Raw genomic sequence first — 17,923 nt, forward strand, 5'->3', positions numbered from 1 at the left:
GGTCTACAGCCAACGGCGACCGGTTCGCAGCGCAGCTACCGAAGCAACCAATCCAGCGCTTTCAAGCGCATCGAGGACGTCCTCGACGGTCTCGGGTGGGTTGCGCCGCGAATCGGCTATCTGCTGAACGCATGCCCACACGATCCGGTCGTCGAGGGCGATCTGGTCCAGGACGAACTCGTCAGGGCTCTTCGCCTCCATGTTCCAATCCGCCAGTACGTCCGCGGGGAAGTCACGAAGGTTCGCGGTGACGATCACCTGCGCACCGACCTTGATGGCGGCCGCGAGTACATGGCGATCATCGAGATCGGGAAGTTTCAATCCCTCGATCAGCGGCTCGAAGCCGCCGACCATACAGTCGGGAACGGCCTCGATCATCAACTCCCGCAAGCGACTCAACTTGGTCGACGCGATATCAGGCCGCTTCGCCGCCAGATTGGAGGTCATCTCGTCGAGAATGGCGTCGGTCCATTTCGCTTGCACGAGGCCCGCTCGTGCAAGCCGAATCAGAATATCCCGCATGGCGTTTCCGTACAGCACATTCGCGTCGTACAACACGGTGAAGGCCATGGTCAGATGCCGAGTTCCTGTCCGAGGTCGGCGAGTTCGTCTGCGGCTACGCGACTGCGGGCCGCGCTTCGCCGCTGATAGTCCTTGAGGTCGTCGTATCGGATGCGTCGGTGCGTCCCTACCAGGCGGAAGGGGATCTCACCGGCTTCCAGCAGGCCGACGACGTACGGACGCGAGACGTTGAGCAGATCTGCGGCCTGCTGGGTGGTCAACTCTGCATGGGAGGGCACGATGGACACGCCTTGGCCATCCGCGGCCTGAGCGAGAATGAAAGCCACCATGTTCACGACCGAACGCGGAAGAATCAACGCATTCTCCGCGCCGGTTTCGCCCGCGACCTGAATTACCTGGTCGGTGGGGTGATTCGTCAGGTAGTCCCGGACACGGCGCAGCGCGCGATCGGCCACTTCGGCGTCGATCTCGCCTGGCTCGATGCGCTTGGCTTGGATTCCGACCATGACTGCCTCCTCCAAACGAAGTATACGCAATATCCGAAACAAACGAAACGCCTGAAGGGTGGTCGCGGGCTCAGGCGGGGCGGTAGGTGCCGGTGCGGGCTTTGGTCGCGGTGGATTCGAGGATGGTGGTGAGGGTTTTGTGGATTCGGGTGGGGGTGGTGGGTTTTACGGTGAAGGTGGTTTCGCCGTAGAAGACGTAGCGGCCGTCGCCGGGGAGGTCGTGGAGCTGGAAGTCGTCGCGGCCTTCGGTGTGGCGGTTGTCGACGCTGGCGTGGGCGTAGACGCCGATGTGGGTGAGGGTGTCGGTGGGTTTGGCGAGGAAGGATTCGAGTTGTTCTCGGGGGGTGGGGTTCCAGCGGTCGCGGGTGTGGGGGCGGGGGGCCGCGAGTTCGGCTGCGGTGACGCGGATTTCGCGGCCTCGGCCGGGGGAGACTTTGGGGAGGGTGGAGAGGACGGCGGCGGCCAGGGTGTTGGGGGTCATCAGGTGCAGGGTGATGTCGCCGGGGTTGCGGGTGTCGCCGGGGGCCTGGACGGCGAGGGAGGCGTAGGTGTCGCGGGTGCCGCCGTGGGCGCGGATGGTTCGCACGCCGCGGGAGGCACCCGCCACCTCGACGCGGGCGTGAGGTGCGAGCAGGGCGGCCATGGCGCGGTCGAGGTCGGAGTCGAATTCGGCCATCAGGTTCTCGGCGGCCTTGCGACGCTGGCGGAGGACCTCGGCGTAGGTCTCGACGTCGGTGTACTGGTGCTGTAAGGGGTACGGGAGGACGTCGCGCCCCGCGGCTTCCCACAGGGTGCGGAAGTCGAGGGCGGTGAGATGCCAGGTGCGCACGGGAAATCTACTCTGTTCCATCGAGATCGGCACTCAGTCGGCGCCGATGACGGGCGGGACCATCTTGGGCAGGCTGTCCAGACCGGTGAGCTCCTCGCCGTTCTCCTGCGTGACGAGGTAGTCGGGGATGCCCTTGGTCGACTCGTCGTCCTTGCCGCCGCCACGTCCCGCGCCCGGGCCCATCATGCCGGGCATCCCGGAGCGGCCCGCAGTGCCCGCTCCGCCGCCACGGTTCGCCCCTGCGCCGGCCGACGCGGGGTTGCCGGGGACCGCCGCACCCGCCCCCGGCGAACTAGCGCCGGGGGAACCGGCACCCGGCCCGCCTGAGCCTGGAGAGCCGCCACCGGGAAGGCCTGTGCTGCTCGGACTTCCGGGAGATCCCGGCGAGGTCGACTGCGGGGTCGTCGCGGCGGGAGTCGTCGAGGCCGGGGTGGTCGATGAGGGATCGGTGGTCTGTGGGGTGTCGTCCTCGGAAGAATTCTGGTCATCGTCGTCGGCGGAGGTGTCGCCGGGCGTTTCGCCTGGGTCGGTCGTCGGGGTGACGGCCGCGGGCGTGCTCGGCGTCGCCGCGGGCTGACTGGTCGGCGAGCCTTGATCGCCGCGACGCGCACCGCCGCCGGGGATTTCGGGATCCCCACCGTTGTCCACAGCCTTGGGGATCGGAATGACCGGAACATTCGTGTCCGACTCGTAAATGACCGGCGCATAGACGGTTTGGAGCACACGCACCGCCTCGACCCGCGCATTCTCCTCCGCCACATCGTCATCGCGCCACGCTCGGCCGGTGAACAGGCCGGTGAAGTTGTCGACGCCGCTGCGGTGCTCGGGTTGATGGGGCACAAGACGTTTCGTCGGTTCCAGGCCCGTTCGCAACTCGACCAGTTTGTTGCTGGTGAGGGCGGCCGCGGTGGTGACCCGTTTGCCCGTGGCGTCGTAGGCCGCGACGGTCTGCGCGGCGGCGTTCGCGGCCGAACCCGACCAGACATCGGGCGACATCCCACGCGAAATCTGCTTGCGGAACTCGTCGAGGGAAGTGGCGTTGCGGGTGGAGATCTCGGTCCACGCGCCGATCAGATCGTTCACGGCATCGAGATCGATCTTGTCGACCTTGGCGCGAAGCTCGGCGACGGTCCCGGCGAACAGGTTGTTCTCGACCACCGTTTGCGGGCGGAATTCGCCGTCGAAACCGAGCTGGCTCGCCTTCTGCCGGGTTACTGCGCGCTGGTCGTTGTATTCGTCCTGGATGTCGGCGATTTCGGAACTGTCGAGTTCGCCGTCGTCGCCGGAGAAGGAGACCAGGTCGCGCAGTTTGCCGTAGAGGTCGAGGCCGTTGATGCTCTGCATGCCGGTCATGGGGTCACCTGCTCGGAGAGGTAGTCCATGGCGTTGGCGTTTTCGATGTCGGTTCCGGTGAGACGTTTGAACGAGAGGGCGAAGACTTCGCGCAATCGCTGCACGGCTTCGATGTCTTTGAGGATGACATTGTCGATCGAGTTCTCCTCCCCCGTCGCTTGGAGGAGAAACTTCTTTTCGAGGTCCTTCGCGATCTGGAAATCACCGAAGCCGCTCACAGCCTGTGTTCGTCGCACAGAGTCGCGTAATCCGCGGAGGTCGTTCAGGCGCACGTCGCAGGCTTTGAACATGTGGTAGGCGGCGGCTTCGTCATTCAGATAGACCGCACCGGCCTTGGCTTGGCTCAGCAGGTTGTCGTACGGGTTCGCTTCGGCCATCGCGCGACCTGCCTACTTCGGGAACGTGGGCACTAGAACCTCGCCCACCGTCGCCAGAGTCGTGCACGGGTCCTCGAGGTCGTCGATCAATGGGGAGCCGAGTACCTGCAGTTGGACCACACCCTGCGAGCTCGGGAAGACGACGTCACAGTCGAGGTGCTTCGAGGCACCAGCGACCCGGAACTCGCGGCCTGATCGACCGGCAATGGTCACGTCACGGAAATCGACGTTCCCCGGCTTCTGTTCGAACTCCTCGACCTTCTTACTGGTCGTGTACACGGTGAGTGAGTAATTCGGGCCTTCCCAGCCACAGATCTCCCACCCCGATTGCGGAACCCCCGCAACCCCCTTCTCCTCCGTCGCCGGGTCGACCCCGACCTCCGTCAACAACGCATCAGGAATCTCCGTACACGGATTCCACAACACCGGCTTGGCCGTCGTAGTCGTCCCCGAAGACGTCGACTTCCCCTCCTCGCATCCGGCTGCCCCGACAACCGCCAGACCTGCGAGCACTAGCGCGATCCCCGCCCGTTTCATCCCCACCCCTTCTCGCCGGTCCACTGCTTTGACCAGGGAGATTAGCACGGGCCTCGGACACGGAACCGGGTTCGAGCGGCGGGCAAACCGGTAGCAGCCGGTCGCTCATCGTGCGGTCAGCGACTCCACACCCGCACCCGTCAGGGCGGGCAGAACGCTCGGTCTTCCGGTGAGAAGTAGGAGCAGATCCAGCGTGGAGCCGCGGATTTCGGGACCACTACCAACGGTCCATGCGGAGTCGTCGGCCACGAGGGACACACCGCGTAGCCGGCGGCGGGCCCAGAACGGCCAGCCCATCGTCCAGACACGCTGTGCGGCAACCGCGCACGCCTGCGCGTCGACTTCGATCGTGCGCGAGAGCGGGCGGGCGATGTCCTGGGCGTGGACGATCACGTCGAAGTGGATGTTGCGGTGGTTGGTGACCACGGGCAGGTCGCGGGAATCGGCCAGGCTCGCGAGGGCGGTGGCGAGGTCGGGGGTGGTGTCGGCGTAGCGGACGGCCAGGTCGTGGTTGAGGCGGTGGAAGCTGCCGTGGGCGCGGGCGGCCTCGCGCAGCATGGCGAGCGGGCCGGGCGGCTGGGGCGCCAGCGCGACATGCGCGGCGACATCGCGGACGCGCCAGCCCGCACACAGCGAGGGGGCGTCGAGTTCGGCCGGAGTGAGCTCGGCCAGGAGCCCGGCGATGGCGCGGCGCTGGTCGGTGATGGTTCGCCAGTACTGATCGGGGTCCATGCTCGACTCCTTGTAGTCAACCTTTCTGACTAATATAGTCAGCGTTACTGACCGAATCAAGGAGTGTCATGCCCGCTGACGAGCTCAATCTCGGAGTTCTGCTCTTCATTCCGTACCGGGAGATGGAGCGGCGGGTGCTCGACGCGCTGAACGACGGCGGCTTCGACGACCTGACCCAGGCCCAGGCCCGACTGGTCGCACGGATCGGGTCGGACGGGTCGCGCCTGACCGACCTGGCCGCCCAGGCGCAGGTCACCAAGCAGACGGCGGGGGTGCTCGTCGACCAGCTGGTGCGCGCCGGATACCTGCGCCGCGAACCCGACCCCAGCGACGGCCGCGCGCGGCTGCTGCAGCTGTCGGACAAAGGGACACGGGCCGTCGACGTCGCGAATCAAGCGGCGCGCCAGGTGGAGTCGGAATGGCTCGCCCACCTCGGGCCGCGACGGTCGACCGCGCTGCGTGGGGCGCTCGAGGAACTGCGGAAGATCACCGACCCATATCGATGACACGAACTCGCGGACGCGCGGCAGCGCTGGGCATACGATCCGCGAGGCGTGATGAGCATCCCTGCACCGAGCTGGCGTTTTCGGGGGATACTTGAGACGGCGCCCGCCGTGGGGGCGGGGCCACCGGGCAACAATTCTAGGAAAGGGAGCTTGACGACGTGGATGCGCGTTCGCTTGCGCTGGTCCGCGCCGATTTTCGCGGAGTGATGGAGGCACCGGGCGGCCCCGAGCGGCTGACCAGGGCTTTTTACGGGCACCTGTTCGCACAGGACCCAAGATTGCGTGATCTCTTTCCGCCCACCATGGACATGCAGCCCAAGCGGCTGACCACGGCGGTGCAGTTCGTCCTCGAACATCTCGACGACTTCGACCGCGCTCAGCGGTTCCTCGAGCAATTGGCGCGCGACCACCGCAAGTACGGGGTCGAGGCCGACCACTACGACATGGCGGGGCTCGCGTTGCTCGGTGCGCTGCGCACCTACCACGGCAACCGCTGGAACCGGGAGCTCGACGAGGGCTGGCGCGACGTCACCATCGTGATCTCGGCGGCCATGGCGATCGGCGCCAACCAGGACAAATCGCAGCCGTACTGGGACGCGACGGTGGTGGGTCATCGCCGGGTGCTCGACGATCTGGCGATCGTACGGCTGCAGGCCGACAGCCCGATCCCGTTCAAGGCGGGCCAGTACGTGCCAATCGCGGTGCCGCAGCGGCCGAACATGTGGCGTTACCTCTCCCCCGCCATCCCCGCCAACCCGTACGGCGAGATCGAATTCCATGTGCGGCGGGTGAGCGGCGGCTGGGTGAGCCCGGCGATCGTGAACGACACCAAGGTGGGCGACCGGTGGAAGATCGCCGGACCGCTCGGCGGGCTGCAGGTGGACCGCGAATCCGGGCGAGACGTGCTGATGATCGGCTCGGGCACCGGGATCGCGCCGTTGCGCGCGCAGCTGATCGAGATGAGTCAGCGCGGCATCAACCCGCGCGTGCACTTCTTCATCGGCGGACGCTTCCCCGGCGACCTGTACGACGTGAACAACATGTGGCAGCTGTCGCAATCGAATCCGTGGCTCACGATCGTGCCGGTGTGCGAGGAGCCCGAGAACCCGTGGTGGTATCCGCCCACCCCGTCCGAGCCGCCGCCGGGCATGCACCGCAGGCTCACCGGCAACCTCGGCGCGGTGGTCACCAGTTTCGGCGCCTGGGCCGATCGGCAGATCCAGATCGCCGGATCCGCCAAGATGATCGACGACACCCGCCGCGCCCTCATCCGGGCAGGCACCCCGACCGATATCATCGCGGCCGATCCCGTCGGCTGACCGCGCGAAAGTGACTGATGAGCACCGAGTTTCCCCACCCGGCCTGGACGGCGACCGTTGTCGGTCATCATCGGCTGCGCAACGATCTGGCCGTGATCCGGTTGATCGGTGACTTCGTGCCGTTCGCCGCGGGCGGGTCGGTGGAGGTGGAGGTGCCGCAGCATCCGGGGGTGCGGCGGCGGTTGTCGCCCGCGCTGCCGCCCTCGCTGGACGGCAAACTCGAATTCCATGTACGGACGGTGCCGGGCGGGTGGTGCTCGGGGTCGATCGTGGCCGACACCCAGCCGGGTGATCAATGGCGAATCAACGCACCGCACACCGTGTTCGCCGTCGACCCCGACGCGACCGAGGTGGTGATGATCGCGGGCGGCACCGGGCTGGCACCGATGCGCGCCCAGATCCTCGACCTGGCCCGCCGCGAAAACCCGCCACGCACCTACCTCTTCTTCGGCGGCCGCAGTCCGCGCGACCTCTACGCCGCCGACATGCTGTACCTGCTGTCGGGTGAATTGCCCTGGCTCACGGTGATTCCCGTGGTCGAAAGCCCCGACGACCCGCCGATCCGCGACGAATGGCACGAACAGACCCGCGTCGACATCGGCTTCGCCCCCTCGGAAATGCTGCACGGCACCCTCGCCGACGTAGCCGCCGCCCACGGCCCCTTCGACCGACACCAGGTCCTGATCTGCGGCTCCCCCGCCATGGTCGCCACCACCACCGACCGCCTCGTCGCCGGCGGGACACCCCCGGCCAACATCACCTCCGAAGGTGCTTGACCATCGCCCTTTTCGAGGTTGTCGCTTCACTGCGCCTGACCGGCACTTTCGACCCCGAGGAGATCACGGCGGCGCTATGCCGAGTGCCGACCGATCAGTGGCGAGCCGGACAGGCAGGGCCTGCACCCAAACTGCGTAGGCGTTCCGATGGTTGGGTGCTCGAATCGGCTGCCGGCGCCGGTCACGTCGGCGAGCAGGTGGACCGAGCCCTCGACGAACTCGCGCCGATCAGTGACCGATTGCGGCATACTCTCTCGGCGCGAGAGACGTCCGGGTGTCTGTGCGTCGCGGTCGACACCGACGGGCAGGGCAGGCCGGTCATCGCCCTTTCGGCTGCGGCGCTGAGGCTGCTGGCAGCTTCCGGACTATCCTTGGATGTGGATGTCGTCTCGGGGGCGACCGACAATCCAGACCCGGCCACTCCGGTCATACAAGCCGCATCGACCGGGCATCCGGATGGGCCTTTCCATCGGACGGTCGTGAGCTGGTGCGCTGAAGATGCGGTCAGCGCATTTCTGGACGAATGGCCTGACAGGTCGATGGCTTCGCAAGACCGTCCTGGCGGCGAAATCTTGGTGCAAGCCGAAATGTCAGTGGGAAGCTTTCCTTCCATGTACTTCCACCCGCACCTGCTCGCCCGCCTTGCCTCGACCGCGATGTCGCTGCGGATCGAGACCTGTCCGCGCACAACCTGAGATCGGCTCAGAACAGCGGATCGTGGCGGATGGATTTGGCTTGGGTGCCTGCGGCCATGAGGCGGAACTTGGTGGTTTGGACCATGGAGGGGGAGCCGACTATTTGGACGTCGCGGTCGGCCCAGGGGCCGAAGGCGGCTACGACCTTGCCGATCTGGCCGGTCATGCGGGGTTCCAGGCCGGGGAGTTCGACCTGGGGTTCGCCGGAATCGTAGTACCACCAGGGGTTTTCTTCGTGTTCGGTGACGGGGGTGACGGTGAGCCACTTGTTGGCGACGGCCAGTTGGCTCAGGACCTGGAGGTCGTAGAGGTCGCAGGGGTGGTGGCCGCCGACGAACAGGTGGACCTTCGGGTTCACCCGGCGCTGAGCCATCGCCATGATCTGGGCGCGCAGGGGGGCGATGCCGGTGCCGCAGCCGATCATCAGCATCTTGCGCTTGGTGTTGCGCGGCACGCCGAGACCGCCCAGGGGGGCGCCGAGTAACCACTGGTCACCGACGGTGGTGTGCGACACGATCGCCGGACTCACCCAGCCGCCGAGCACACTGCGGATGTGGAATTCGATCTCGCCGTTGCTGTTCGCGGGATTGGCGGGTGACAGGTATCGCCACATACGCGGACGCGAGGGCACCTGCACACTGATGTACTGGCCCGCCGCGTACTCCATCGGATGTTCGAGCTGGACCCGGACGATCGACAGGTTGCGCAACACCTCGCGGCACTCGACGACGGTGGCGGTCCACGCGGCGGGACTGGTTTCTTTGTCGGCGGCACCGATCATCGCGCCGCTGATATTGGCCAGGCCCTCGTCCCAGGCGGCGGCGACCTCGTCGGTCCACATCTCGTCGCCCACACACCCGCGGATCGCCGACTTCAGCGAATTGGCCACCGCCACATAGTGCGCCGGTTGCACGCCGTACTTGCGATGGTCGCGCCCGAGCTGCGCGAGGAACGGCAACAGCTTGTCGGGTTCTTCGAGCCGGTCCAGCGCGTAGGAGATCGCATGGACGAGGCGGTCGCGCTGGGCATCCATGGCGGCTGGGAAGAAGTCACGGACACCGGGGTAGTCCGTGAACAGGATCGAGTAGAACGACCTCGCCAGTGTCTCGGACCCACCCTCTTCCGCAGCAACCGCCTTGAACGTGGTACGGATCAAAGCGACAGTCCGCGAATCCATATGTGTCACAACCTCGTTTCGCCATCGAACGCTTGTCGCGCCGGCGAGTGACGGGCTGGGAGGACACTCGTCAGCAGCCGATGCGAGAAGTCTAGGCGAGGTTTGCCAGCTTAGGAATCGTACTCTTAAACATCACGCATGTAATTCTGACAAAACTGGATACAGTCCCGGTGGCGCGCCAAAGAAACAGACCTGGAGCCCGTGAATGAGGCGTGGACGTGACCGATTGGGCCCGGAATTCGGACGTCCTCGCCGCGCGCTTCTACTTCCGGACGGCAAGATCGAAAATAAATGAGTTGCTGGATAGTCACCAGCCGATCGCCGGGGATTGACCAGCACACGACAGAGCCCCCGATCCGCGACCGCCGTGGCGGACAAGCGAATCGGGGGCTCGGTGAAACGAGTGCCTCAGCGGCGATGACGTGGCTGCCACACCACGAGCGCGGTACTGCGTTGCGGCGGAGACAGATCGGGCCGGTAACCAGCCCGCAACCGCTCCAGCTCCGCGCTCATCTCATCCACCCGCTGCTGCAGAGCCTCCACCTGATTGGTGAGCTCGATAATGCGTTTGATGCCCGCCAGGTTGACGCCCTCGTCCTGCGACAGCCGCTGCACTTCGCGCAACAGCTCCACATCGCGAGCCGAGTAACGGCGTCCGCCACCCGAAGTACGTTGAGGGGTGACCAAACCCAGCCGGTCGTAGGTACGCAACGTCTGCGCGTGCATCCCCGCCAGCTGAGCCGCCACCGAGATCATGAAGAACTCGGCACGCGAGGATCCCGCAGACTTCGGATCATCGGACATCAAGCACCTGCCCATCCTGCACGCGGATCGAAACCGCTCGCCTTCTCCGCCTCCTGGTACCGCTTCAGGGCCTCGGTCGCGTCGGCATCGAGAGCCTGCGGAACCGCGACCTTCACCGTCACCAGCAGGTCACCTGCACCACCGGCCGGACCGCGCTTGGGCACACCCCGGCCGCGTACCCGCAGGATACGCCCGTCGGCGGTACCCGGGGGCACCTTCACACCGACCCGGCCCTCCAGCGTGGGCACCGAAACGGTTGTCCCGAGCACCAATTCGGCATAGCTCACCGGCAGCACAAGGGTGAGGTCGTCGCCCTGACGGCCGAAGACCTTGTCCTGGCTCACGTGCACCGTGACATACAGGTCACCCGACGGCGCGCCACGCAGGCCCGCCTCACCCTGACCGGCGAGCCGGATCTTCTGCCCGTCGCTGACACCCGGTGGGATGCGGACGGTGATAGTGCGAGTGCGGTTCTGGATGCCGGTGCCCGCGCAGTCGGTGCACGGGTCGTCGATGATCGAGCCGGTACCGCGGCAGTCGTCGCACGGTTCGCTGAAACCGAACGCACCCTGATTGCGGCTCACCACACCCGCGCCGTTGCAATGCGGGCACACGCGCGGGCTGGTGCCCGGCTTGGCGCCGCTGCCGTGACACGTGGTGCACGGTGACGGGCTCGTCATCCGCAGCGGAACGGTGACACCCTGGGCCGCCTCACGGAAGCCCAGCGTGGTCTCGGTTTCCACATCGGCGCCACGGCGCGGACGGCTCGACGCGCGCCCGCCCCGGTTGAACAGGCCACCGAGGATGTCACCGAGGCCACCGTCGCCCGCACCGGGACCACCCGGCTGGCCGAAGATGTCGCCCAGGTTGAACTCCTGCGAGAACCCGCCGCCACCACCGGGAGTGAAGCCGCCGCCGTAGCCGCGACCGCCACCACCGGCGAACAGGCGCCGCGTCTCGTCGTACTCCTTGCGCTTGGCCGGATCAGACAGCACCGCATTCGCTTCGCTGACGGCCTTGAACCGCTCCTCGGCCTTCGTGTCACCCGGGTTGGAGTCCGGGTGCAGGTCACGCGCGAGTTTGCGGTAGGCCTTCTTGATCTCGTCCTGCGACGCGCCGGAGGAGACACCCAGCTCCTTGTAGAAGTCCTTCTCGATCCACTCCCGTTGACTCACCGGGCATCTCCTCCTCTCACGCTATTCGTTATCGGCGTCGGCATCCGAATCCGATGCCCCCACGGTCTCGGGATCGGTTACCCCGACCATCGCGTGCCGAAGCACCCGATCGCCGAACCGATAGCCCTTGCGCATGACCACGCCGATCACCGGCTCCGAACCCGAACCCTCGTGCTGCACGGCCTCGTGCAGCGTCGGGTCGAACGGGTCACCGACAGCACCGAATTCGACCAGGCCCTGCTTGGTGAGCGCGGTCTCCAGCTTGTCGGCCACCGACTTCAACGGGCCGGAATCCAGGTCGCCGTGCGCCCTGGCGCGGTCCAGATCGTCGAGTACACCGAGCAATTCGGTGACCACGCTCGCCTTGGCCGCGTCGATATTGGCCTGGCGATCGCGCTCCACCCGGCGGCGGTAGTTCGCGTACTCCGCGGTCAACCGCTGCAGGTCGGCGGTGCGCTCGGCGAGCTCGTCGCTCTCCGGGGCTGCCTCGACCTCGGGTTCCGGGGCGGACTCCGCCTCGGGGGCGGAGTCCTGATCCGGTGCCGCGTCCGCCTCGGGGGCTTCGGCGGCGGTCTCCTCGATCAATTCCTGTTCGGAGTTGGCCTCGGTCACTTCTTCTCCGTATCAACCGGCTCGTCGACAACCTCGGCGTCGACGACCTGGTCGTCGGCCGCGGTGTTGGGGCCCGCACCGTCGGTGGCCTGGCCTTCGGCGGCGCTGGCCTCGTAGAGCGCCTGGCCGAGAGCCTGCGACTCGGCGGCCAGCTTCTCCACCGCCGACTTCACGGCGGCGATATCGGTGCCCTCGAGCGCCTTCTTGGCGTCGGCGATGGCCTCTTCGACCTTCGACTTGGTGTCGGCCGGGACCTTGTCCTCGTTGTCCTTGATGAACTTCTCGGTCTGGTGCACCAGCGACTCGGCCTGGTTGCGGGTCTCGGCCTCCTCACGGCGGGCCTTGTCCTCGGCGGCGTGCGCCTCGGCGTCCTTGACCATCCGGTCGATCTCTTCCTTGGACAGGCCGGAGCCGTCCTGGATCTTGATCTTGTTCTCCTTGCCGGTGCCCTTGTCCTTCGCGGTGACGTGGACGATGCCGTTCGCGTCGATGTCGAAGGTGACCTCGATCTGCGGCACGCCGCGCGGGGCCGGGGGCAGGCCGGTCAGCTCGAAGGAGCCGAGCAGCTTGTTGTGCGAGGCGATCTCGCGCTCACCCTGGAACACCTGGATCTGCACCGACGGCTGGTTGTCGTCGGCCGTGGTGAAGGTCTCCGAGCGCTTGGTCGGGATGGTGGTGTTGCGCTCGATGAGCTTGGTCATCACGCCGCCCTTGGTCTCGATACCCAGCGACAGCGGGGTGACATCGAGCAGCAGGACGTCCTTGACCTCACCCTTGAGCACACCGGCCTGCAGGGCGGCGCCGACGGCGACGACCTCGTCCGGGTTCACGCCCTTGTTCGGCTCACGGCCACCGGTCAGTTCCTTGACCAGGTCGGAGACGGCGGGCATACGGGTGGAGCCACCGACGAGCACGACGTGGTCGATGTCGGCCACGTTGATGCCGGCGTCCTTGATGACGGACTGGAACGGCGCGCGGGTGCGGTCCAGCAGATCGGAGGTGATCTTCTGGAACTCGGCGCGGGTGAGCTGCTCGTCGAGGAACAGCGGGTTCTTGTCCGCGTCGACGGTGATGTAGGGCAGGTTGATCGAGGTGCTCTGGCTGGAGGACAGCTCGATCTTCGCCTTCTCGGCGGCCTCGCGCAGACGCTGCATGGCCATCTTGTCCTTGGTCAGGTCGATGCCCGAGCTGGCCTTGAACTTGTCGACGAGCCAGTTGACGACGCGCTCGTCCCAGTCGTCACCACCGAGGTGGTTGTCACCGGAGGTGGCGCGGACCTCGACGACGCCCTCGCCGATCTCCAGCAGCGACACGTCGAAGGTGCCGCCACCGAGGTCGAAGACCAGGATGGTCTGCTCTTTGTCGCCCTTGTCCAGGCCGTACGCCAGCGCGGCCGCGGTGGGCTCGTTGACGATGCGCAGCACGTTCAGACCGGCGATCTGACCGGCTTCCTTGGTGGCCTGACGCTGGGCGTCCTCGAAGTAGGCCGGGACGGTGATGACCGCGTCGGTGATCTCCTCACCGAGGTAGGCCTCGGCGTCGCGCTTCAGCTTCATCAGCGTGCGCGCGGAGATTTCCTGCGGGGTGTACTTCTTGCCGTCGATCTCCACGGTCCAGTCGGTGCCGATGTGGCGCTTGACCGAGCGGATGGTGCGGTCGACGTTGGTGACTGCCTGGTTCTTGGCAGGCTGACCGACGAGAACCTCACCGTTCTTCGCGAACGCGACGATCGACGGAGTGGTGCGCGAGCCTTCCGAGTTCGCGACGACGACCGGCTCGCCGCCTTCCAGCACGGAGACGACAGAGTTCGTGGTCCCGAGGTCGATTCCGACCGCACGAGCCATAGTGGGTTCCTCCTGATAATTGACGACAACTCCCAGCAACGCTGAGCGTGATGCGCTCAATCCTGCCTGTCGGCTCCGCCGGGCGTCAACCCGAACTTGAGTGACATGCGCTCAACATCGTTGATCTGCACAACGAGCACCTGCGGCGATTCATTCCCGCCACCCGAAAATTCTTCCCGACACCCTTGGCCATTCTTGCCACGACCGCACTCAACCACGGCGGCCGATGCGCGATCGTGACGGATCGTTCACGCCTTGCGCGCGGGTTCGACGAAGGCGGTAGCCGCCAAGGCAAGCACCAGTAGGCCCGCGCACAGGTAGCTCGACACCTCGATACCCGCCGCCATGGCCGCCCGGGCCGCTTCGGCGGCGTCCGCGGGGAGGGCTGGGATCACCGATCCGGCACTGCCGGTGACTGTCGATGTCAACTGATCGGCCTCGGCTTCGGGCATGTTCGCGTCGGCCAGGCGGTCACGAAGGCCGGAGCCGAGGGTGCTGAAAAAGACAGTGGTGAGGACGGCGATACCAAGGGCCGAGCCGAGTTCGCGTGCGGCACTCTGGATTCCCGAGCCTTGGCCTGCGCTTTCGGCGGGGACGTCGGCGAGCACGACATTGGTGACCTGGGCCGTGGCGAAGCCGACACCGATGCCGTAGACGAACAGGGCCACGGCGATCGACCACCAACTGGCGTCGGCGACGGCGAACAGGCCGAGCAGCGCGAGACCGGCGGCTTCCAGCAACAGGCCGATCCTGACCTGGCCGAGCGCCGAAACCGTCATCGCGAAGCTCGCGCCGCTGGCGGCGAAACTGCCGACCGCGAGTGGGACCAGCGCCAGGCCCGCCTGCAGGGCGGTGTAGTCGAGGGCGAACTGCATCCACAGCGGTAGGACCGCGATGATGCCGAATTCGCCGAGGCCGACGAGCAGGGTCACCACATTGCCCTTGCGAAACGAGTCGATGGTGAACAGCCGCACATCGAGCAGGGGGTGACCATCGGCGATCCTGGCTTGCCTGCGCCAGAACATGCCGAGCGCGAGGACCGCACCGGCAAGTGCGACGAGGACCGGAGAAGGTCCACTGCGCCAGGCGAATCCGCCGATACTCAGGGGTTCGGTGACCACCAGCCATCCGTAGTGGCGGCCCTCGATCAGGGCGAAGGCGAGGAGGCCGAGGCCGAGTGCCGACTGCGCGGCGCCTCGCCAATCCACCTCGCCGACGGAACTCGGCGACACCGGGAGATAACAGAGCACTGCGACCATGATCAGGGCGACCATCGGGATGTTGATGCCGAAGGCCCAGCGCCAGGAGAAGTCGGCGAGCCAACCACCGAGCAGTGGGCCGACCGCCGCGGCCGCACCGATCGTGGAGCCCCAGATCGCGAAGGCCTGTCCGCGTGCCTTGCCGGTGAACGCGGAATTCACCAGCGCCAGGGAGGTCGGCAGGATCATCGCTCCGCCGATGCCCTGCAGGAATCGGGCAAGGATCAGGAGGCCGCCGCTCGGGGCGAGGGCGGCGAGCAGGCTCGTCACGCCGAAGACGACGAGGCCGATCAGGAACAGTCTGCGTGCGCCGTACAGATCGCTGAGCCTGCCGGTGAGCAGCAGCAGCGCCGCGAAGACGATCGCGTAGGACTCCTGGATCCATTGCGCCTGAATCGAAGTGATCGCCAGGTCGTCGACGATCGGCGCGACGATCACGTTCACGATCGTCAGGTCGACCACGATCAATGCGACGCCGAGCGAGACGGCGATCAGCCCCAGCCACAACCGCAGCGGTGGGGTCTCGGTTTCGGTAGACAATTTACCTCCATCATCAAGTGACTTTATAATGAAGTTAATTGTCAGGCGGTAGGTTGTCAATCGAGCGGCGAACGAGAGGACGACATGGCGAAGACATCCGGCGATGTCGCACGGCAGCGGCAGCGGCTCGCCGCCGGGCTCATCGGCTACGGCGCGAGTTTCACCGAATTGGGCCGCCGGTTCGCCGAGACCCTCGGCGTGCACTCGACCGACGCGTTCGCCCTGATGGAGATCGCCGCCGCCGAGGCGGCGGGCACACCGCTGTCCCCCGCGCTGCTCAGCAAGCGGATCACGCTCACCTCGGGGGCGATGACCACCCTGATCAACCGGCTGGAGCAGGCGGGATACGTCACCCGCAGCCGCGAACACACCGACCGGCGGGTGGTGACACTGCGGTGCAGCGCGCAGGCCCGCCGCCTCGCCGACGAGTTCTTCCACACGGTCAATGCCGAGCAGGACGCGATCCTGGCCGAATACCCGGCCGACCAGCTTGAGCAGTTCGAGACCCTGATCGCGCGACTGCGCGCGACGATGGACAGGCCGTCCACCTAGAGCGGCGGCTACTTCGGCAGCGGGATGCGGGTGGGGGCCGTGAGGGCGGTGGCGTGGTTGCGCAGGGCGGCTACGGCGGTGAGCTGGTGTTCGAGGGCGGCTGTTCGTTCGGCGCGGTGTTTGGCCTGGATGGAGGCCGCTTCCTGGGCGGCGGTGAGGGATTCGTCGATGGAGCGGAGGCTGCGTTCGGCGATGCCCGCGTAGTGGTCGCGTAGGACGCGGTGGATGCGGTGGATGCGGTCTCGGGAGTCTTTGCCCGCCTGGAAGGCCACGTCGTCGAGGAAGCGGCGGATGGCGTTCTTGGCCTCGGCGCGGCGGCGGGTGAGGCGGGCCTGCTTATCGTCACGGTACGCCTTGCCACCCACGAGCACGCCTGCGCCGAGAGAAATGGGGTTCAGCAGGGCCAGGCCCGCGAAAGTCGTTGCCAGACCGACCATCAGGACGCCGCCGTAGGAACCGCGCATGCCGACGAGGACCTTCGACAGGACGCCGATATCGGGTTCGAGGTCGCCCAGAGTGCCGGTGCGGTGGGTGGTGCCGGAGGGGTCGAGGGCGGCAGGGAGGTCTACCGAGCCCAGCTCGAGGAAGTGTTCGGCTACCTGGTTTGCCAAGGCTTCCGCTCTGGTGTGCGCCCAGAGCAAGTTGTCGCCCAGGGCTGAATCGACTGTGCCCGTGAGCCATTCGGAGATGGCTCCCCAGTGGCGGCCGGGGTCGTGGTCGTCGATCCACTCCTCGCCGGTGCGGGCGATCTCGCGCAGGCGTTCGCGCAGGTCGTGGTCGACGTCACCGGCCAGGTCGGTGATGCCGTCGGCGAGGGTTTGCTGCCAGGCCGCGGTGCGGCGATGCAGTTGCTGTGCACGGGCTTTGGCCGATTGCAGCTCGCCGACCGCGGCCGCGGCTTGTTGCGGATCGCGTAGGGCGACGAGTTCGCTGCCCAGAGCCAGTGCCAGATGCTCTGCGGCCGAGGACATCTCACGAGCGATGGCGGCGCGGGTCGCGGCTTCGTCACGGGCGACCACCTGCTCGCGCAGGAATTGGTAGAGCTGCCCGTAACCGGACTCGGCGCCCAGCTGCGCGTCTTGCAAGCGCAGGGCGTGGGCGCGGAGCAGGGCCGAAATCGGGAGCAGTGGGAGGTCGAGGTTCGCCTTGCGCAGGTGCTCCCGGTCGGCTTCGAAGACCTGGCGCCAGTGCGGGTAGAGGTCGGTTTTCGACATCAGAACCGCTGTGGCCGGGCACAATTCGGTTGCTTGTCGCAGGAAGGTGAGTTCCGGGGCGGTGAGTTCGGTTGAGGCGTCGGAGATTACAAGGACGGCGTCGGCCGCGGGAAGCATCTCCAGGACACCGAGGGTGCCCGCCGTGGTTCGGGCGCCGATGCCGGGGGTGTCGATGAGGACTATGCCGTCGGCGAGCAGGTCGGCGGGGAGGTGCACCTCGATGCGAAGGATCTGTTTGCCCGCCACGGACCGGTCACCGATCGACGGCAGATCGGCGATCGGGAACTCGACCCGCTCCTCCTCCGAAGATGTTGTAGCCAACACCAATTCAGCTCGCGGCTGCGGCGCGTAGGCGAGCTGCATCGGGAAACGGGTGGTGACGTCGTCGCCCACGGGACAGATCTCGACATTGAGCAGCGCGTTGATGAAACGGCTCTTGCCCTGATCGAGCTGGCCCGCGACGACGATCCGCCGCCGCGGGTCGCGCACCCGGACCGCCGCCGTTTCCAGGCGGGCGACCAGGTCGTCACGACCCGCGGCACGAGCCGCCGCGACGGTGTTGTCGAGAACCGACAGCAACGAATCCATCGGCCT

19 protein-coding genes are annotated in these 17,923 nt (G+C 66.7%); 5 read left to right on the top strand and 14 right to left on the bottom strand.

Going from position 1 to position 17,923, the window contains the following annotated elements; translation table 11 throughout:
- Window positions 1-3: 3 nt before the first annotated feature.
- The 7 genes from NCO8_RS22630 to NCO8_RS22660 all read right to left on the bottom strand — a co-directional run bounded on the left by NCO8_RS22630 (window position 4) and on the right by NCO8_RS22660 (window position 4,856).
- Window positions 4-570, bottom strand: coding sequence for a PIN domain-containing protein (locus tag NCO8_RS22630; protein ID WP_067642151.1), 567 nt, complete (start codon window positions 568-570; stop codon window positions 4-6).
- Window positions 571-572: 2 nt separating this feature from the next.
- Window positions 573-1,028: a helix-turn-helix domain-containing protein gene (locus NCO8_RS22635; protein ID WP_067642152.1), complete on the bottom strand. Its 456-nt coding sequence runs from the start codon at window positions 1,026-1,028 to the stop codon at window positions 573-575.
- 70 nt (window positions 1,029-1,098) lie between these two features.
- On the bottom strand, window positions 1,099-1,857 hold the full coding sequence (locus NCO8_RS22640; protein WP_067642153.1) for an ESX secretion-associated protein EspG: 759 nt from the start codon (window positions 1,855-1,857) through the stop codon (window positions 1,099-1,101).
- 33 nt (window positions 1,858-1,890) lie between these two features.
- On the bottom strand, window positions 1,891-3,210 hold the full coding sequence (locus NCO8_RS32795; RefSeq protein ID WP_067642154.1) for a hypothetical protein: 1,320 nt from the start codon (window positions 3,208-3,210) through the stop codon (window positions 1,891-1,893).
- Window positions 3,207-3,587 (bottom strand): hypothetical protein, encoded by a 381-nt coding sequence (locus NCO8_RS22650; protein ID WP_067642155.1) that lies wholly within the window; start codon window positions 3,585-3,587, stop codon window positions 3,207-3,209. Before NCO8_RS22650 ends, NCO8_RS32795 begins: the two co-directional genes overlap by 4 nt.
- A gap of 12 nt (window positions 3,588-3,599) precedes the next feature.
- Window positions 3,600-4,124, bottom strand: a complete 525-nt coding sequence (locus tag NCO8_RS22655) for a DUF3558 domain-containing protein (protein WP_084457399.1) — start codon at window positions 4,122-4,124, stop codon at window positions 3,600-3,602.
- 105 nt (window positions 4,125-4,229) lie between these two features.
- Window positions 4,230-4,856, bottom strand: a complete 627-nt coding sequence (locus NCO8_RS22660) for a maleylpyruvate isomerase family mycothiol-dependent enzyme (RefSeq protein ID WP_067642157.1) — start codon at window positions 4,854-4,856, stop codon at window positions 4,230-4,232.
- 68 nt (window positions 4,857-4,924) lie between these two features.
- On the opposite strand from NCO8_RS22660, the gene NCO8_RS22665 reads away from it, so the two are divergent.
- The 4 genes from NCO8_RS22665 (at window position 4,925) to NCO8_RS30790 (ending at window position 8,152) form a co-directional block, all read left to right on the top strand.
- Window positions 4,925-5,362, top strand: coding sequence for a MarR family winged helix-turn-helix transcriptional regulator (locus tag NCO8_RS22665; RefSeq protein ID WP_067642158.1), 438 nt, complete (start codon window positions 4,925-4,927; stop codon window positions 5,360-5,362).
- Window positions 5,363-5,520: 158 nt separating this feature from the next.
- Entirely contained in the window at window positions 5,521-6,681 is a 1,161-nt protein-coding gene (locus NCO8_RS22670) for an FAD-binding oxidoreductase (RefSeq protein WP_067484283.1), read from the top strand.
- Window positions 6,682-6,698: 17 nt separating this feature from the next.
- Entirely contained in the window at window positions 6,699-7,457 is a 759-nt protein-coding gene (locus NCO8_RS22675; RefSeq protein ID WP_067642159.1) for an FAD-binding oxidoreductase, read from the top strand.
- Window positions 7,454-8,152, top strand: a complete 699-nt coding sequence (locus NCO8_RS30790) for a DUF4279 domain-containing protein (RefSeq protein ID WP_167353323.1) — start codon at window positions 7,454-7,456, stop codon at window positions 8,150-8,152. The genes NCO8_RS22675 and NCO8_RS30790 overlap by 4 nt, the downstream gene beginning before the upstream one ends.
- A gap of 7 nt (window positions 8,153-8,159) precedes the next feature.
- Here the strand turns inward: NCO8_RS30790 and NCO8_RS22685 are convergent, their stop codons facing one another.
- The 6 genes from NCO8_RS22685 to NCO8_RS22710 all read right to left on the bottom strand — a co-directional run bounded on the left by NCO8_RS22685 (window position 8,160) and on the right by NCO8_RS22710 (window position 15,563).
- Window positions 8,160-9,329: a globin domain-containing protein gene (locus NCO8_RS22685; RefSeq protein ID WP_067642161.1), complete on the bottom strand. Its 1,170-nt coding sequence runs from the start codon at window positions 9,327-9,329 to the stop codon at window positions 8,160-8,162.
- A 408-nt stretch (window positions 9,330-9,737) separates the two neighbouring features.
- Window positions 9,738-10,133 (bottom strand): heat shock protein transcriptional repressor HspR, encoded by a 396-nt coding sequence (locus NCO8_RS22690; protein ID WP_067484271.1) that lies wholly within the window; start codon window positions 10,131-10,133, stop codon window positions 9,738-9,740.
- On the bottom strand, window positions 10,133-11,308 hold the full coding sequence (gene dnaJ, locus NCO8_RS22695) for a molecular chaperone DnaJ (protein WP_067642162.1): 1,176 nt from the start codon (window positions 11,306-11,308) through the stop codon (window positions 10,133-10,135). The genes NCO8_RS22690 and dnaJ overlap by 1 nt, the downstream gene beginning before the upstream one ends.
- A 21-nt stretch (window positions 11,309-11,329) precedes the next feature.
- On the bottom strand, window positions 11,330-11,920 hold the full coding sequence (gene grpE, locus NCO8_RS22700) for a nucleotide exchange factor GrpE (protein WP_067484265.1): 591 nt from the start codon (window positions 11,918-11,920) through the stop codon (window positions 11,330-11,332).
- Window positions 11,917-13,764, bottom strand: a complete 1,848-nt coding sequence (dnaK, locus tag NCO8_RS22705) for a molecular chaperone DnaK (RefSeq protein ID WP_067642163.1) — start codon at window positions 13,762-13,764, stop codon at window positions 11,917-11,919. Before dnaK ends, grpE begins: the two co-directional genes overlap by 4 nt.
- Window positions 13,765-14,012: 248 nt before the next feature.
- Window positions 14,013-15,563 carry a DHA2 family efflux MFS transporter permease subunit gene (locus NCO8_RS22710; RefSeq protein WP_067642164.1) on the bottom strand — a complete coding sequence of 517 codons (1,551 nt, stop codon included), beginning with the start codon at window positions 15,561-15,563 and terminating at the stop codon, window positions 14,013-14,015.
- 84 nt (window positions 15,564-15,647) lie between these two features.
- Between NCO8_RS22710 and NCO8_RS22715 the strand changes: the two genes are divergently transcribed.
- Window positions 15,648-16,115: a MarR family winged helix-turn-helix transcriptional regulator gene (locus NCO8_RS22715; protein ID WP_067642165.1), complete on the top strand. Its 468-nt coding sequence runs from the start codon at window positions 15,648-15,650 to the stop codon at window positions 16,113-16,115.
- 8 nt (window positions 16,116-16,123) lie between these two features.
- Here the strand turns inward: NCO8_RS22715 and NCO8_RS22720 are convergent, their stop codons facing one another.
- The gene (locus NCO8_RS22720; RefSeq protein WP_067642166.1) at window positions 16,124-17,917 is read right to left on the bottom strand and encodes a dynamin family protein; all 1,794 of its coding nucleotides are present in this window, start codon (window positions 17,915-17,917) and stop codon (window positions 16,124-16,126) included.
- Window positions 17,918-17,923 lie beyond the last annotated feature (6 nt).

Source organism: Nocardia coubleae NBRC 108252 (genome assembly GCF_001612805.1).
In the GTDB taxonomy this organism is placed as follows: Bacteria; Actinomycetota; Actinomycetes; order Mycobacteriales; family Mycobacteriaceae; genus Nocardia; species Nocardia coubleae.

Bases quoted from the DNA above. Each gene is read 5' to 3' on its own strand.
- NCO8_RS22635 (WP_067642152.1), bottom strand. From the start codon at position 1,028: ATGGTCGGAATCCAAGCCAAGCGCATCGAGCCAGGCGAGATCGACGCC.
- NCO8_RS22630 (WP_067642151.1), bottom strand. From the start codon at position 570: ATGGCCTTCACCGTGTTGTACGACGCGAATGTGCTGTACGGAAACGCC.
- dnaK (WP_067642163.1), bottom strand. From the start codon at position 13,764: ATGGCTCGTGCGGTCGGAATCGACCTCGGGACCACGAACTCTGTCGTC.
- NCO8_RS22685 (WP_067642161.1), bottom strand. From the start codon at position 9,329: ATGGATTCGCGGACTGTCGCTTTGATCCGTACCACGTTCAAGGCGGTT.
- NCO8_RS22655 (WP_084457399.1), bottom strand. From the start codon at position 4,124: ATGAAACGGGCGGGGATCGCGCTAGTGCTCGCAGGTCTGGCGGTTGTC.
- NCO8_RS22665 (WP_067642158.1), top strand. From the start codon at position 4,925: ATGCCCGCTGACGAGCTCAATCTCGGAGTTCTGCTCTTCATTCCGTAC.
- NCO8_RS22660 (WP_067642157.1), bottom strand. From the start codon at position 4,856: ATGGACCCCGATCAGTACTGGCGAACCATCACCGACCAGCGCCGCGCC.
- NCO8_RS22715 (WP_067642165.1), top strand. From the start codon at position 15,648: ATGGCGAAGACATCCGGCGATGTCGCACGGCAGCGGCAGCGGCTCGCC.
- NCO8_RS22720 (WP_067642166.1), bottom strand. From the start codon at position 17,917: ATGGATTCGTTGCTGTCGGTTCTCGACAACACCGTCGCGGCGGCTCGT.
- NCO8_RS22650 (WP_067642155.1), bottom strand. From the start codon at position 3,587: ATGGCCGAAGCGAACCCGTACGACAACCTGCTGAGCCAAGCCAAGGCC.
- NCO8_RS32795 (WP_067642154.1), bottom strand. From the start codon at position 3,210: ATGACCGGCATGCAGAGCATCAACGGCCTCGACCTCTACGGCAAACTG.
- NCO8_RS22690 (WP_067484271.1), bottom strand. From the start codon at position 10,133: ATGTCCGATGATCCGAAGTCTGCGGGATCCTCGCGTGCCGAGTTCTTC.
- NCO8_RS22675 (WP_067642159.1), top strand. From the start codon at position 6,699: ATGAGCACCGAGTTTCCCCACCCGGCCTGGACGGCGACCGTTGTCGGT.